This window comes from Flectobacillus longus (genome assembly GCF_030056705.1).
Lineage (GTDB): Bacteria > Bacteroidota > Bacteroidia > Cytophagales > Spirosomataceae > Flectobacillus > Flectobacillus longus.
The window spans coordinates 66,336-81,335 of sequence record NZ_JASHIC010000005.1; the positions used below are offsets into that span (position 1 = coordinate 66,336).

Consider the following 15,000-nt stretch of genomic DNA (forward strand, 5'->3'; position numbering starts at 1 on the left):
GGGATTAGGCAGTATTGCGCCTAATCCCTTTTAGTTTAATATTGATAATTGTCTTTTTAATTGATATTTGCGACGTCTTGATAAATTGGCTTTTAGGTTATTACTCAATACCAAAGACTCAGTTTTTGAGTCATAGCCAAGCAAATGATCACAGTTGATAATAAAGGTTTTATGAATGCGCTCAAAACTATAGTCTTTGAGCATATCCTCAAATAATTTGATTGTACGAGCGAATATAAATCGTTTTCCATCACTCAAATAAACATGAGTGTAGTTGCTATCTGCTTGTAGCATGACGATATCTTCGATAGCGATTTTAATTTTTTGAAATTTAAAGTCAAGGCTACCTTTAGAGACGATGCAAAAATTTTCAAAACTCATAGCGAAATAATTTTAAGTGTGTTACGATAAGAACAGACGGTAGATAATATGAGGTTTTTCTTACTAAAGTTCAATTATTGATTTCGGGTATTGTCTTAACAGTCACATAGTTATGTAAGTGTTTTTTATGGGAAATAAGAGAAAAGTACAGTAACAAAGATAAAAGGCTGTAGATAAATAAAATCTAAAATTGTGTGAATGTCGGTTTTTAGTATGTGAAAACCGCTTTAAAGTATGTCAAACGAGTTATTTGAAAGATTCGACAAATCTTGTGTGTAATACTAAAAGTGGTGTCTGTTTTTCAAAGCTTTTAAAGCCTATATAGAGATATGTGTTATCTCATTGATTAGCAAAATGTAGCGCTAGATGCGGTTATATAAAAGTCATTACTACTGGGTACAGTAAGACTATCAAATCGTATTGTTGATTGATAAAACTGACAAAAACTATGTGAATTTTGAAACGATTTAAAGTTTTTGTTAACAAAAGATAAGTGTTAAATTTCAGAAAAACAACTTTTTTCTAATAAATTGATTATAAGATAATTAATGCCTTTCTAAAATTCTAGTGTAAGTTGTTTGCCTTCCATATCCTGTTCGTTGGTAAGGTTTGATAGTGAAATTCCCAAAAGCCTAATACCTTTACAAGGGGGCATGATTTGGTCTAGAAGCTCATAAGATATTCTTTCAAATAGAGGTAAATCAAAAATAGGGGAGAGGGTAGTACGACTACGAGTCACAATTTGGAAATCACTGTATTTTACTTTTAATGATACCGTTCTGCCAAAAATCTCATGTTTGATACAGTATCGCCATACATCTTCAATCAAAGGTTCAAGTCCTAGCTGTATCTCGGCACGAGCCTCTAGGTTTTGCATGAAGGTATTTTCAGAGCCTACCGACTTGCGAATGCGCTCAGGATTTACGGCTCTTGTATCAATCCCCCTTGCAATTTGATAGTAGTACCTTCCAATTTTACCAAACTGTTTGATCAGAAAAGACTCATCATATTCTCTTAAGTCTTTTCCTGTAAAAATACCCATTTTGTGCATTTTTTGAGCTGTGACTTTTCCAATTCCATGAAAACGGTCGATTTCTAGGGTTTCTACAAACAAAGGACCTTGATTGGGTTTTATAATATAAAGTCCGTCAGGCTTATTAAAATCAGAGGCTATTTTGGCTAAAAATTTGTTATACGAAACACCAGCAGAAGCCGTGAGCTGAGTTTGTTTCTTGATTTTTTCTTTTATTTCAATTGCAATTTGTGTGGCACTAGCCATCTCTTTGAGATTGTTGGTTACGTCCAAATAGGCTTCGTCGAGTGATAGAGGCTCTATTAAAGGTGTGTATTCTGCAAAAATTTCTCTAATTTGATACGATACAGCTCTGTAACTCTCAAAACGAGGTTTTACAAAAATCAAATTCGGACATTTTTGAGCCGCTATCTTGGATGACATTGCCGAACGAACACCGTATTTGCGAGCTTCATAACTTGCTGCCGCCACAACGCCACGTTCGCTCGAACCACCTACAGCTACAGGCTTGCCTTTCAACGAAGGGTTATCCCGTTGCTCGACCGACGCAAAAAAGGCATCCATATCAATATGTATGATTTTTCGAGTTTCCACGTTTAAAGTAACAGCCGCTATTTGAGTTCTGTAAGGTAGAATTTTGAGTTAGGACTTAAACAATCTCTGATTTGGGAAATATTGAAAAATAGAATTATCAATTAATTTTATCAGCTCTAAGCTCTAGGCTTTATGCCGTAGGCTAAAATTTTCATGAAATAATAGAAGCTTTTTCCCCTACTGCTCATAGCTTAAAGTGTAATAAGACAATTTTATTTTATACTAATACTTGAGTATTCGTGCAGAATTAAGTCTCATAAGTTGTAGAGAAAAAATATTAATAGTCAAAATTTTACATTCACAATTCAGCACACATACTTACAGTTTTAATTTTAATTCAGAAAAACGACTTTATGAATATTTTAGCAATAGATTTTTTACCCGAACTACAATTTCAAGCCTCACGCAGTAGCGGTGCTGGCGGACAAAATGTAAACAAAGTTTCTTCAAAAGTAGAACTACGTTTTAATGTAGTAAATTCCCAATTACTTGATGAATCTCAGAAAGCTTTGATTTTACAAAAACTAAAAAATCAAATAAACTCTGAAGGAGAGCTCATTGTGGTATCTCAGGAAGATAGAAGCCAGCTTAAAAATAAGGTACTTGTAATTAAGAAATTTAAAGCATTGTTGGTCAAAGCCCTAACGGTAGCTTTACAAAGAAAGCCTACCAAACCCACAGCCGCTATGATTGCTGAGCGCTTGAAGGATAAGAAGAAAAAATCCGAAAGAAAGACCCAGCGAGGCAAAGTTGTATATTGAGTTAAGAGATTACAAAATTAACATCTTATTAAAAATAAATTATAAGTATTTGATAACTAAGGTGTTGTTTGTTTTGGATTGTTTGAATAGGATATGGGTAGCCGAAAACTCAGGTTACAAGGCAAGGTTTTTGTAACTTTGTGCTTTAAAATAAAGTAGACATGACTCCGAAGCAACAAGGATTTTTTTTCCCGCCTGAATGGCATCCACACGTAGCTACTTGGCTGACGTTCCCACATAATGAGGCATCTTGGCAAGGCAATAAGCGCCACCTAATGTACTCACAATATTTTGGTCTAATCAAAGCAATCTCTAAAGGAGAGAAAGTAGGCTTAAATGTTAATGATGAGACTTTGAAGAGCTTTATTTTGGGCGAATTGCCAAAATATGAAATCGACCTTAATCAAATCGAAATATTAGTAAATCCAACTAACGATGCTTGGTGTCGTGACCATGGTCCTGCATTCTTGATTAATCCCGAAACTAAAGAGCGCATGATTGTCAATTGGGGTTATAATGCTTGGGGCGGAAAATATCCACCATTTGATGATGACAACAATTTGCCTATGGCTATTGCTAAACATAGAGGATTAAACTATGTAACGCCTGGGATTATTATGGAAGGAGGCTCGGTTGAATTTAATGGCGCTGGTACCATCCTTACCAGCCGTGAATGTTTGTTGAATGAAAACCGTAACCCACATTTAACACAAGGACAAATCGAGCAATATTTGTATGATTATTATGGTGCCGAACAAGTACTTTGGGTAAACGATGGAATTGTTGGTGATGATACCGACGGACATATTGATGATACTGTTCGTTTTGTTAATGAAGACACCGTTATCACAATGGTTGAGCCGAATAAGGCCGACGACAATCACGAAATTTTGGAAGAAAATCTTCAGTTACTCAAGCAAATGCGTTTGCTAAATGGCAAACAATTGAATATTGTTGAAATTCCAATGCCATCGCCAGTGGTAGTAGATGATTTCAGAACGCCTGCTTCGTATGCAAACTTCTTGATTTGTAATGCAGGAGTATTAGTGCCTACCTTCGATTGCAAAAACGATGAGGTGGCTCTAGATATTCTTTCTCAGGTATTTACTGACCGTCCAGTGATTGGATTACCATCTAATAAAATCATTTGGGGACAAGGTAGTTTTCACTGCCTTACACAGCAAGAACCTGCCGTGTAAGTTCATAAGGTATCTCTACTTTTACGAAAATAGAGATACCTATAATTTTTTGCACACCATGAAAAAACAATTAGTGTATTTCGCTTCATTTGGACTTGTATGGGCATTGGGTGCGTGCAAAACCGCCAAACCTGTGACACAATCTACGTCGCAACAAAATACCCCTGTTGCTGAAACAATTGTGAAAACAGATTACCAAACTCGTATGCAAGTAAAGCAATTGAAAGCTGTAGATTTGGAAGAAGATTTATCCTTTGCTGATGAAATAGTGTTAAATTACGCACTCACTGCTGTTGATGACCAAGGCAAAATTGCTCAAGTTGTTACAGGTTCATTTGGGGTAGAGTCAGTCAAAGCTGGACAAATTCTTACTTCAGAACGCTTCAAACCTATCGAATTGGTAGTTCCTGAAAATGGGCGACTATTAGTTTCTGTAGTCTTAAATGAAATCGACGATTATACCAAAGCTCAAGAATTAGTCAAAAAAATCAATGAGTTTGGAGGCATAGCCAAAATTCCTGCCGTAATGGTAAGTATTGCAGAGTATCAAACACCATTAGCCATCGTGTTTGGTAGTTTGCAAGCCGCAGGTTTAGGGCTTAAAGCCGCTGAACGTTTTGATAAAGATGACCTTTTGGGACAAAATACTTTTCAATTGTCTGCTCAGGAGCTGAAATCAGGTAAAACACTTTATACCATACCATTGGTATTTAAAGGAGAACACCTCAAAAATTCATTCCAGTATGAGCTAACGTATGACCTACAACTCAAATTAATCAAAAGTAGCATTCAGAAATCATCTTCCAACTAAGTGGAACATGATGTGTCACTGCCATGACTTAATCTCAATTTTATTGTTATTTTTGTTTTTTTTGTACAATATTCCACTGTGCTTGCAAGTTAAAATGAACAAGTCAGGAAAGTTTTTCTGATTTAGTATGAATGAAAGAATGAACAAGTTATTTAAAATATACACTGTCATAGCTGCCTCTGTTGCATTGGCGACTCATGAGCAAACGGCTCTGGCGCAAAGCGAAGTGCCTGCTATTACTATAGGAACAAAAATCATCAGTTCAAGAGACCTTGAACAAACCTACAAAAAGCTAGTCCAAAGCGACAGCATCAAAAAAGAGAACTCTAAAGTTTTTTTGCAAGATTTTATCAATTACAAACTTAGCGTATTTGCTGCCGAAAAAGCAGGTTTAGACACCTCTAGGGCATTTGTCGATGAGCTAGATACCTACCGTAAAGAGCTAGCTTTGCCCTATTTGACAGATAAATCGATGCTCGAAAAGTTGATTCAAGATGCATACGAGCGTATGAAAGAGGAAGTAAGGGTTGCACAAATCTTTATCCCGATAACTTCACACGCAACTCCTGCGGATACTTTGGCAGCGTATGATGAAATCAAAAATCTTCGTGTTCGAATTTTAAGAGGCGAAGCTTTTGAACAAATCGCTAAAGACTATTCCAAAGACCTTAAGTCTGCCCCTCGTGGAGGTGATTTGGGCTATTTGGCTGTGTTAGACAACAATTACGCTTTTGAATCGGCTGCTTACAATACTCCCAAAGGTGAAGTGTCCATGCCTTTCCGTACCGAAAAGGGTTATCATATTATCAAAGTTTTAGATCGTCGCTCTTTTAGAGGAAAAGTACGTTTGGCTCATATTTTGGTTTCTGTGTCAGCCAGTATGTCTGAAGCTGAAAAAGTCGCTGCCAAAAAGCGTATCGATGATGCCTATGCCTATCTCAAAAAAAATGAGCCGTTTGAAGGTGTATGTCGTACATTCTCAGATGATGCCAGTACCAAATCAAGAGGTGGTGTCCTCGGACGGTGGTATGAAGCTGGTACTTTGATTGATGAAAAAATTACAGATTTAGTATTTTCATTGAAAGAAAAAGGTGATTATACAGTTCCGATTCAGACTTCTTTAGGGTGGCATATCTTCCGATTAGTAGAGAAAAAGAGCTTGTTGAAATTCGAAGAAATGGCGCCATACATTCGCCAAAAAATCAATGCTGATGCTTCAAGAGGCTCATTAGCAAGAGGCACTTTGGTGAGAAAGCTTTTGAGAGATAATAATTTTCTAGAATATATTTCGGTCAAACAAGATGCGTTTGACAAGTTTTATAAAGACCGCACAGGACAAGAAGATTATCTAGGAAAGACTCTCTTCTCGATTAATTCAAAACCTTATAAGACGAAAGATTTCTATGATTTTGTATTAAAACAACAACGCCAAATGTTGAAAGTGGGCGTCGTTGAAGACAAATCTGTAGATACTTGGTATAAGCAATTTGTAGAACAAACCAATATTGCTTTCGAAGAAGCTAATCTTGAAGTTAGATATCCAGAGTTTCGTTCAATAGTACAGGAATATAGAGAGGGAATTTTACAAAAAGAGATGTATGAAAAATATGTTTTAGCCCCTTCTTTAGACTCACTGGGTCAAGTAAGGTTTTTTCAGCAAAATCCAGATCGTTATCAATATACCAATCGTGTTTTGGCAAAATTGATTACTACAGATAGAAAAGAGACCTTGGAGCAGGCAAAGCAGGTATTACAGAAAGGTCCATATCCAATGAACCGTCGTTTCCCTGAAATTTATTTTGAAAAGGATAAAGCTGACTTTACCCCAGACGCTCAGAAAATGCTGTACGAATTGGCGGTTATCATGATTAAAAATCGTGATTATACGGTCGAAATTACAGGGAATTCTGATGCTGACGAACCAGAAAATATTTCAGCAGAACGTGCTAGAAACATCGTGAATAGCTTAATCAATAAGGGTATTTCGGCTACGAGGGTTATTGAGAAAGATGATGGTAAATTTAAACCAGCCTCAAAAAATGACCATAGTAAAAATATGCGAGTGTCTATCAAGTTCTTCTCGACGTCGATGGACGATGTGGTAAAGAGATTTAATACCTTAAAACCAAATAGTCTTACCGCAGAAGAACGCTATTTTAAACGTGGTGAAAACGAATTTGTAGATGTGGCAAATTGGGCAGTAGGGGAACAAACTTTTGAATCAAAAGGTCGTCAAGTTTGGATAGATATCAACAAAGTAGAATTGCCAAGAGCTAAAACTTTTCAAGAAGCACGAGGACAAATTATCAAAGATTACCAGAAGCAGTTATACGATAATTGGATTTCAAAATTGAAAGAACGTTATCCTGTTTCGGTCAACGAAAACGAAGTTCGTCGTATCCTTGAATAAAACTCTAGTTTTAACATAGTGAAATTGTCAAAGGCATTTCTGTGGCAGTTTCACTATTTTTTTTGCTTTTCTACTCGATAAATTTTGCCAAAAAAGGCAATTAACATTTTTTAACGGCATCATCCACAGGTTTAGAGGATAAAAACGCTTAAATTTGTTAATTGAGAACCTAAAATTCTACTCTTTTCTGAGTGAATGGAGGTTTTTGAAAGCGAAGGAGGTTTGTGACGTACGATTAAACCTAATTACAAGCATTACATAAGAAATCATATAACAATGAAGAAACCCTTTTATTTACTCTCATTGATGGGTCTGTTACTAGTGATGAGCTTTTCGGTGCAAGCTCAATCTGTAGTAATTGATAAAATCATTGCAAAAGTTGACAATCACTATATTCTTAAGTCTGAACTTGAAGCACAGTATCAGCAATATTTGCAAAGCGGACAGGGAAATACGCCTACTCGCTGCCAATTGCTTGAGAGTTTGATTATTGGTAAAGTGATGTTAGCAAAAGCTGAAATCGACTCTGTACTTATTGACGACAAGAAAGTAGAAATGGAGTTAAGTTCTCGTATGGATCAAATGGAGCAACAATTTGGTTCTCAAAAGAACATTGTTGAAGCTTATGGCAAAACAATTGCCTCTTTGAAAGACGAGCTTCGTTCGGCTATCAAAGAACAGCTTACTACTCGCAAAATGCAGGAAAAAATTACAGGCGACGTAAAAGTTACTCCAAAAGAAGTACGTAAATTTTTTGAATCTATTCCTAAAGATTCCTTGCCATATTTGCCTTCAGAAGTAGAAGTTGGACATATTGTTCGTTTGGCTAAAGTGACCAAAAACCAAAAGGATGAGCTTATTAAGAAATTATCAGACTATAAACGTCGAGTAGAAAACGGTGAAGACTTTGCTGAATTAGCTAAATTATATTCTGAAGATTTAGGCTCTGGAAAACGTGGAGGAGATTTAGGTTTTGCTAAACGTGGTCAGATGGTAGCACCTTTTGAGGCTGCTGCATTGAAATTGAAACCAAACCAGTTGTCTGATGTAGTAGAATCTGAATTTGGTTATCACTTGATTCAATTATTAGAAGTCCGTGGTCAGGAATATCACGCACGCCATATTTTATTGCGTCCTGATTATCAGAAAATGGACTTAACAGAACCAACTAGCTACTTGGATAGTATTAGAGTATTGGTACAACGTGATTCATTGAAGTTTGAAAAAGCAGCTCAATTACATTCAGAAGATAAAGGTACTCAAGATGCTGGTGGTATGTTGATTGACCCTAGCACACGTTCTATCAAAATGCCTCTAGATGGTACAATGGAATCAGGTTTGTATTTTACCTTGGATTCAATGACCGTAGGCACGCTTACTAAGCCTATTCAATATCGTACCGAAGATGGCCGTACAGCAGTTAGAGTATTATACTATAAAGCAAAACACCCTCCTCACTTTGCAAACTTGGAAGATGATTTCCAAAAATTAGCAACGATTACTTTGAACAGAAAACGTAACAATGCCATTGAAGAATGGTTTACGAAAGCCAAAGGTGAGGTCTTTATCTATATTTCGGACGAATACAAAGATTGTAACGTCATGAAAGGTACAGGACAATAAGTGGGTGTTGAAAGATAAGTGTAGCGTTTTTACGCACTACTTAACAATATTTAGAACGGTCGGCTTTATGCTGACCGTTTTTGTTTTCCAAAAACTCGATGAACGACCCAATAACTTTGACATTAAAGACGTTAGCATACTATTTGGTCGAAAGTTTTGCATAAACCCTACCAAATCGCTACAAATTGGCAGGTTATTTGATTAACTTTACAGTACACGCTATTCATTATACTCTCGTAGCTCAAGTGATTTATTTGAAGCAATACGTCTAAGAATTACCTCTGTATTCAGAAAATACCTATTTTTAGGATAATATCATTGAGTAAAAAGAGTTCAAAAATCTAAACATAGTTAATATCACAAGCATGGCGCAATACAAGTCGGATGTGGAAGCGGTAAACGCTTTGAAAGAATCTTATCAAAAACTTACTTCAGAAATCGGTAAAGTCATCATTGGTCAGGAAGATACCGTTAGACTCTTACTCACAGCTATTTTTTGTCAAGGACACTGTTTATTAGTTGGGGTTCCTGGATTAGCAAAAACCTTGTTGATTCAAACAATTGCCGAAGCTCTAGATCTGGATTTTAATCGTATCCAATTTACCCCAGACTTGATGCCGTCGGATATTGTGGGTTCAGAAACCCTCGACAACGAGCGTAATTTTAAGTTTGTAAAAGGTCCAATTTTTGCGAATATCATTTTGGCGGACGAAATCAACCGTACTCCTCCCAAAACACAATCAGCACTTTTGGAAGCTATGCAAGAGTATGCAGTGACTGTATCAGGTAAAAAATATCCATTGAGTCGCCCATTCTTTGTATTGGCTACGCAAAACCCTATCGAACAAGAAGGTACTTATCCTTTGCCAGAAGCACAGCTTGATCGCTTTATGTTTATGGTAAATTTGGATTACCCATCGTATAGAGCCGAGGTTGAAATTGTGAAAAACACCACAAATGCGACGAAGTACCAAGTACAAAAGCAAGTTTCTGGAGAAGAGATTTTAGCATTCCAAGAGCTAGTTAGAAAAGTTCCTGTAGCAGATAATGTGGTAGAATATGCCGTAAAATTGGTACACAAAACACGTCCTAAATCAGAATTGAGTGATGCCGTGACCAACCAATATTTGGAGTGGGGCGCAGGTCCACGTGCCTCTCAAAACTTGATTTTGGCTGCTAAATGTAATGCTTTAATTAATGGAAAATATTCTCCAGATATTGAAGACGTACAAGCAGTAGCATTGCCAATCTTACGCCACCGTATCGTACGTAATTTCAAGGCAGAAGCCGAAGGTGTTTCAGTAGAAGATATTATCAAGAAATTGGTATAGATTCACTAAATATGGGGCATCTTGAATTTTAGAATTGAGTTTATTCTCCATATTTTCATCAAAAAAGCGGTCGGAAATTATTTTCCGACCGCTTTTTTGATACTACTATGTTATTTCTGATTCGGCTTAAGACGTAAAGCATTGCGTCTCTGCTGTTAGGATAAAACTTTCATAAAATCATTCATTTACTCTATCTCAATTCCCAAAATTTGATGATTTGATTCAAATTTTCAAATCATCAAATTTTCAAATTATTAAAGCTATTTTCTCAAATCCTGTAAAAGTTTACTTGAAAATAGGAATTCATTCAATTCTGGAACGGTATTTTGAAGAATATTTGAGTTGTCGCCTTCCCACATTTTTTTGCCCTTATACAAAAACATAATACTTTCGCCAATCCCCATTACCGAACTCATATCATGGGTAATTACTACAGTGGTAATCCCAAACTCATCGGTAATTTCTTTGATAAGCTCATCGATTCTAACTGAAGTTAAAGGGTCAAGACCAGAGTTGGGTTCATCACAAAATAGATATTTGGGATTCATCACGATAGCACGGGCGATGCCTACACGCTTTTTCATACCACCCGAAATCTCGGAAGGTGTCCGTTGCCCTGCATTTTCCAATCCTACCCTTTGAAGACAGAACTCAGCACGGTCGATTTTTTCTTTTTCCGACATATTGGTCAACATATCCAATGGAAATTTGACATTTTCTAGAACAGTTTTTGAGTCAAAAAGTGCCCCACCTTGAAATAGTACACCCATTTCTCGACGAATATCCTTTTGTATCTCTTCTGAAGAATTATGGAAATCACGACCATCGTACAAAATATGCCCCGACTCTGGTTTGATAATTCCAATCATACATTTGAGCAGCACACTTTTTCCTGTACCACTACCGCCAATAATCAAGGAAGTATCGCCAGGCTTAAATTGTCCACTGATTCCTAATAATATATCTCGGCCATTGAAGGCTTTACAAACGTCTTTTATCTCTATCATACCCAAATTTAGTAGGCATTCAGAACTCAACAATATAGTTTTTAAGTTTTTTTTAGAACGGTAACAAACCTTGATGTACGGTTTATAATTTTTCGATATGCTCCAAGTAAAAATCTGCTTGTTTCAGTAGCTCTTGCCTTTGATTGGTCGACATTTTATTGAGTGTTACATAAGACATACCTATTCTTGGATTTTTTTCTAATAGGCTACGATTTCTTTCAAAAAAATGCCAATAAAGACTGTTAAAAGGACAAGCCTTATCTCCTGTTTTTTTGTTTTTATCATAAAAACAGGTGCTACAATAATGACTCATTTTATCGATATAATTGGCCGAACCCACATAAGGTTTCGACCCTATAATTCCACCGTCAGCGTACTGACTCATTCCTCGAGTATTGGTAATCTCGACCCACTCAATGGCATCAATATAAATACCCAAATACCATGCGTCTGCTTCATCAGGGTGGACACCCGCTAATAGCATAAAGTTTCCTGTCAGCATCAGCCTTTGAATATGGTGGGCGTAGGCATAATCCAAACTTTGGGTAATGGCATGACGCAAACAAGCCATTTTTGTTTGACCACTCCAGAACCACGAAGGAAGTTTTCTGTCATGTCCAAAGAAATTCATTTGGGCAAATTCAGGCATTTTAGCCCAGTAAATACCTCGCATGTATTCACGCCAGCCAAGAATTTGTCTGACAAAACCTTCAATTTGAGCAATCGTAATCGAATCCTGATGTTGTTCCCAATATTCTACGCTTTTTTGAATGACTTCCAGTGGATGCAGTAATTTCAGATTAAGAGAAAAAGATAGCCGAGAATGGTAAATAGACCAATAGGAGGGATGCATGGCATCTTCATAAGTGCCAAATTGCGCCAGACAGTTTTCCAGAAAAAAGTCTAATAAGGCTAAACTCTCTTGTCGGGTGGTAGGCCACAAGAAATTTTTAGCATCGATGTTTCCAATAGATGATACGCCAGATTGAGAAAGTAGTTGAACGATATCTTCTACGTTTTTTGAAAAAATTAGCGGTTCGATTGGACGATGATCTTTGGGAAGTTTTTTGCGATTATCGGCATCATAATTCCATTGTCCCGAAGTGGGTTCATCTCCATCCATCAGTACCTTGTACTTTTTGCGCATCATGCGATAAAAGTTTTCCATAAGAAAGGTTTTCTTTCCTTTAAAAAAAGTAGCTAATTCTTCTCGCTGACTCAAAAAGTGTTCTGAATCAACAGCTTTTGAGGGTATTGAAAGGTTGTGGCAAAAGTCTTTAATTTGTAAATCAAGGCGATATTCGTCAGGCAATAGGTATTCAAATTGTTGAATGTCTAATTCTTGAATAAGCCAATGAAGATTTTGAGGAAGTGATTGGGTATTTATTTCGTCATCTAAGGTAATATAAGCTACTTGATGCCCTTTTTGTTTTAGCTCTTTAGCAAACTGTCGCATAGCCACAAAAAAGCCTACAATTTTCTGGATATGGTGAGTGACATAATCAGTCTCCTGACGCACTTCCATCATGACATAAATGACATCCTGATTTACAGATTCAAACCATGAATGTTGGCTATTGAGTTGGTCACCAAGAATAAGTCGAAGCGTTTTTATTTTCATGTAAACAAAACCGCTTGAAGGGAGGGATTGTTTGGTTTTTTAATGGTATAATTACTTCAAAAATCTCTAGTTCTAAATCGCTTGGTAACATGCTACACTCATTATCAATTGGATTTTACCTCACTGTACTTTTTACGCTCATTGGATATATTGTCCAAATCTTCTCGTTTATTCCCATAAAAAAACTCATAGAAGAGTTTGATTGGAGAGAAAAACTAATACAAGTACTTTTGGGCACTCTATTTTTTACTGGTCTTCTTGAATTACTAGCTGTCACTGGGAATATACCTACCTTTATTTCGATTATTTTCTCTATAATAGCCTCTTCCTTTTTGATTAATTTCAACTTTCTAATATTCCCTATTATTATCCTTTTGAGAAAAAGTAAATACACTCCCGCATTCGAATATGAGAAATGGGCTCGTGAAACGATCGATTCAACCTTAAAAATCAAAGTTCTTAAGAGTTCTATCGTAAATGCTTACGCTACTGGTATTTTACCTCAACATAAAGTGATATTGCTTACTGACAAAATGCTTGGCTCTATGGAGGAAAAGGATATTAAAAATCTTATTTATCACGAGTATGGACATTTAAAATACCATCATTTATTCTGGATGTATTTGATACAACTTGTATGTACTACAGGAGCTTGCTTAGGGTATTTTTATCTTTCAAAAATGTTAGGAGGAAACTACAATGGTTGGATAGTTGGTATGAACGGAGGGTTTTGGGGTGGTGTGACGGTTGTCCTAGCAGGAATATTACAAAAAAGATTAGAACATCAGGCAGATAAATTTGCAGCTGAAAGTGTCGGAAGGGATGCTTATGCTGAAACCTTACAAAACCTAAATATTGCTACTAATAGAGGCTTAGAAAAAGAAAGCATATATTATCCGACTCTTTTTAATCGAATAAGATATGCTTGTGGTGAAGAGTTCGCAAATAAAAAGCTCTAGTACCATAAGGAACTAGAGCTTTTAAAAATATTAGTATTCGACTTACTCGTGTTCTTTTGATGCCAATACTGCCCCAAAGTATTCACGGTTCATACGAGCGATGTTTTCCAACGAGATACCTTTTGGACATTCAGCTTCACAAGCACCTGTGTTTGTACAAGCACCAAAACCTTCTACGTCCATTTGAGCAACCATTTTCTCAGCACGCATTTCACGTTCAGCTTGACCTTGTGGTAACAATGCTAATTGTGAAATTTTAGCTGAAGTAAACAACATGGCAGAAGCATTTTTACAAGCTGCTACACAAGCACCACAACCAATACAAGCTGCTGCTGCAAATGCCTCATCTGCTTTTTCTTTTGCGATTGGCAATGCGTTAGCATCTTGAGCATTACCAGTGTTTATCGACACAAAACCACCCGCAGAGATAATACGGTCGAATGACGAACGGTTTACAGTTAAGTCTTTAATTACTGGGAATGCTGCTGCTCTCCAAGGTTCAACAGTAATAGTATCGCCAGATTTGAACGAACGCATGTGCAATTGACAAGTAGTTACACCACGGTTTGGACCGTGAGGACTACCGTTGATATACATCGAGCACATACCACAAATACCTTCACGGCAGTCATGGTCGAAAGCGATTGGTTCTTGACCGTCGTTAATTAATCTTTCATTAAGAACGTCGAACATTTCAAGGAATGACATATCCTCAGAAATTCCTTTTACGTCATAATTTTCGAAGTTTCCTTCTGTGTTAGTATTTTTTTGACGCCACACCTTAAGCGTCAAGTTCATATTTCCTTCCATTTTGATACAATTTGAAGATTTGAAAATTTGAAGATTTGAAAATAGAATCTATTCAAAGTTTTTGCTAGACTCTACTTTAGCACTACTAATAATCCGAGTTAGAATTCGAATTATCTGAGTTAATTCTTCAATGATAACTTGTTTTGGTTGTGGGTAGGTCTCAGATAGTTCACAAAGCTTTAGCTAATAGCTAGTTTCATCAGCTTCTTTGGCTGCAATTTTCATTTTGTGAATGAAATCTGCTTTGCTTTCTGCATTTTGAGTTTCCCAAACATTAGCTCCTATAGATGTGCCTGCTTTCAAGAGCTGATTAGCAATGACAAATTTCTTTTGGAGTTCTAATTGCTCACTGAATTTGATGATTTCAATTGAAAATGAAAGCGTTTTGTCGACGATGAGATTAGATTTATTATTCTGCATAATACTTGTAGGAGAGAAATGGTATGTTCAAACCTACAAG

At 36.6% G+C, this 15,000-nt stretch carries 13 protein-coding genes; 7 read left to right on the forward strand and 6 right to left on the reverse strand.

What is annotated here, in order from left to right:
* Positions 1–30: 30 nt before the first annotated feature.
* Together QM491_RS04465 and dinB are read right to left on the reverse strand one after the other, a co-directional pair.
* Positions 31–381, reverse strand: a complete 351-nt coding sequence (locus QM491_RS04465; protein WP_283326047.1) for a LytR/AlgR family response regulator transcription factor — start codon at positions 379–381, stop codon at positions 31–33.
* A 556-nt stretch (positions 382–937) separates the two neighbouring features.
* Positions 938–2,008 carry a DNA polymerase IV gene (dinB, locus tag QM491_RS04470; RefSeq protein ID WP_283326048.1) on the reverse strand — a complete coding sequence of 357 codons (1,071 nt, stop codon included), beginning with the start codon at positions 2,006–2,008 and terminating at the stop codon, positions 938–940.
* A gap of 353 nt (positions 2,009–2,361) precedes the next feature.
* Here dinB and arfB point away from each other — a divergent pair, with 353 nt between their 5' ends.
* From arfB to QM491_RS04500, 6 genes are all read left to right on the forward strand, one after another.
* Positions 2,362–2,769: an alternative ribosome rescue aminoacyl-tRNA hydrolase ArfB gene (arfB, locus tag QM491_RS04475; protein WP_283326050.1), complete on the forward strand. Its 408-nt coding sequence runs from the start codon at positions 2,362–2,364 to the stop codon at positions 2,767–2,769.
* 161 nt (positions 2,770–2,930) lie between these two features.
* On the forward strand, positions 2,931–3,968 hold the full coding sequence (locus QM491_RS04480; RefSeq protein WP_283326051.1) for an agmatine deiminase family protein: 1,038 nt from the start codon (positions 2,931–2,933) through the stop codon (positions 3,966–3,968).
* Between the two features lie 58 nt (positions 3,969–4,026).
* Positions 4,027–4,779 carry a hypothetical protein gene (locus QM491_RS04485; RefSeq protein ID WP_283326052.1) on the forward strand — a complete coding sequence of 251 codons (753 nt, stop codon included), beginning with the start codon at positions 4,027–4,029 and terminating at the stop codon, positions 4,777–4,779.
* A gap of 139 nt (positions 4,780–4,918) precedes the next feature.
* Positions 4,919–7,189 carry a peptidylprolyl isomerase gene (locus QM491_RS04490; protein WP_283326053.1) on the forward strand — a complete coding sequence of 757 codons (2,271 nt, stop codon included), beginning with the start codon at positions 4,919–4,921 and terminating at the stop codon, positions 7,187–7,189.
* A 276-nt stretch (positions 7,190–7,465) separates the two neighbouring features.
* A complete protein-coding gene (locus QM491_RS04495) occupies positions 7,466–8,812 on the forward strand; it encodes a peptidylprolyl isomerase (protein ID WP_283326054.1) in 1,347 nt (448 codons plus the stop codon).
* 365 nt (positions 8,813–9,177) lie between these two features.
* A complete protein-coding gene (locus tag QM491_RS04500) occupies positions 9,178–10,143 on the forward strand; it encodes an AAA family ATPase (RefSeq protein ID WP_283326055.1) in 966 nt (321 codons plus the stop codon).
* 260 nt (positions 10,144–10,403) lie between these two features.
* Here the strand turns inward: QM491_RS04500 and QM491_RS04505 are convergent, their stop codons facing one another.
* Both QM491_RS04505 and QM491_RS04510 read right to left on the reverse strand, forming a co-directional pair.
* Complete coding sequence (locus tag QM491_RS04505; protein ID WP_283326056.1) at positions 10,404–11,150, reverse strand: ABC transporter ATP-binding protein; 747 nt, start codon at positions 11,148–11,150, stop codon at positions 10,404–10,406.
* 82 nt (positions 11,151–11,232) lie between these two features.
* Complete coding sequence (locus QM491_RS04510) at positions 11,233–12,771, reverse strand: cryptochrome/photolyase family protein (protein WP_283326057.1); 1,539 nt, start codon at positions 12,769–12,771, stop codon at positions 11,233–11,235.
* Positions 12,772–12,860: 89 nt separating this feature from the next.
* Between QM491_RS04510 and QM491_RS04515 the strand changes: the two genes are divergently transcribed.
* On the forward strand, positions 12,861–13,730 hold the full coding sequence (locus tag QM491_RS04515; RefSeq protein WP_283326058.1) for a M48 family metallopeptidase: 870 nt from the start codon (positions 12,861–12,863) through the stop codon (positions 13,728–13,730).
* A gap of 42 nt (positions 13,731–13,772) precedes the next feature.
* Here QM491_RS04515 and QM491_RS04520 read toward each other — a convergent pair whose 3' ends face one another.
* Positions 13,773–14,528 carry a succinate dehydrogenase/fumarate reductase iron-sulfur subunit gene (locus tag QM491_RS04520; RefSeq protein WP_283326059.1) on the reverse strand — a complete coding sequence of 252 codons (756 nt, stop codon included), beginning with the start codon at positions 14,526–14,528 and terminating at the stop codon, positions 13,773–13,775.
* Positions 14,529–14,723: 195 nt separating this feature from the next.
* Positions 14,724–14,960, reverse strand: a complete 237-nt coding sequence (locus QM491_RS04525) for a four helix bundle protein (protein ID WP_283326060.1) — start codon at positions 14,958–14,960, stop codon at positions 14,724–14,726.
* Positions 14,961–15,000 lie beyond the last annotated feature (40 nt).

Bases quoted from the DNA above. Each gene is read 5' to 3' on its own strand.
- QM491_RS04465 (WP_283326047.1), bottom strand. From the start codon at position 381: ATGAGTTTTGAAAATTTTTGCATCGTCTCTAAAGGTAGCCTTGACTTT.
- arfB (WP_283326050.1), top strand. From the start codon at position 2,362: ATGAATATTTTAGCAATAGATTTTTTACCCGAACTACAATTTCAAGCC.
- QM491_RS04480 (WP_283326051.1), top strand. From the start codon at position 2,931: ATGACTCCGAAGCAACAAGGATTTTTTTTCCCGCCTGAATGGCATCCA.
- QM491_RS04485 (WP_283326052.1), top strand. From the start codon at position 4,027: ATGAAAAAACAATTAGTGTATTTCGCTTCATTTGGACTTGTATGGGCA.
- QM491_RS04490 (WP_283326053.1), top strand. From the start codon at position 4,919: ATGAACAAGTTATTTAAAATATACACTGTCATAGCTGCCTCTGTTGCA.
- QM491_RS04495 (WP_283326054.1), top strand. From the start codon at position 7,466: ATGAAGAAACCCTTTTATTTACTCTCATTGATGGGTCTGTTACTAGTG.
- QM491_RS04500 (WP_283326055.1), top strand. From the start codon at position 9,178: ATGGCGCAATACAAGTCGGATGTGGAAGCGGTAAACGCTTTGAAAGAA.
- QM491_RS04505 (WP_283326056.1), bottom strand. From the start codon at position 11,150: ATGATAGAGATAAAAGACGTTTGTAAAGCCTTCAATGGCCGAGATATA.
- QM491_RS04510 (WP_283326057.1), bottom strand. From the start codon at position 12,771: ATGAAAATAAAAACGCTTCGACTTATTCTTGGTGACCAACTCAATAGC.
- QM491_RS04515 (WP_283326058.1), top strand. From the start codon at position 12,861: ATGCTACACTCATTATCAATTGGATTTTACCTCACTGTACTTTTTACG.
- QM491_RS04520 (WP_283326059.1), bottom strand. From the start codon at position 14,528: ATGAACTTGACGCTTAAGGTGTGGCGTCAAAAAAATACTAACACAGAA.
- QM491_RS04525 (WP_283326060.1), bottom strand. From the start codon at position 14,960: ATGCAGAATAATAAATCTAATCTCATCGTCGACAAAACGCTTTCATTT.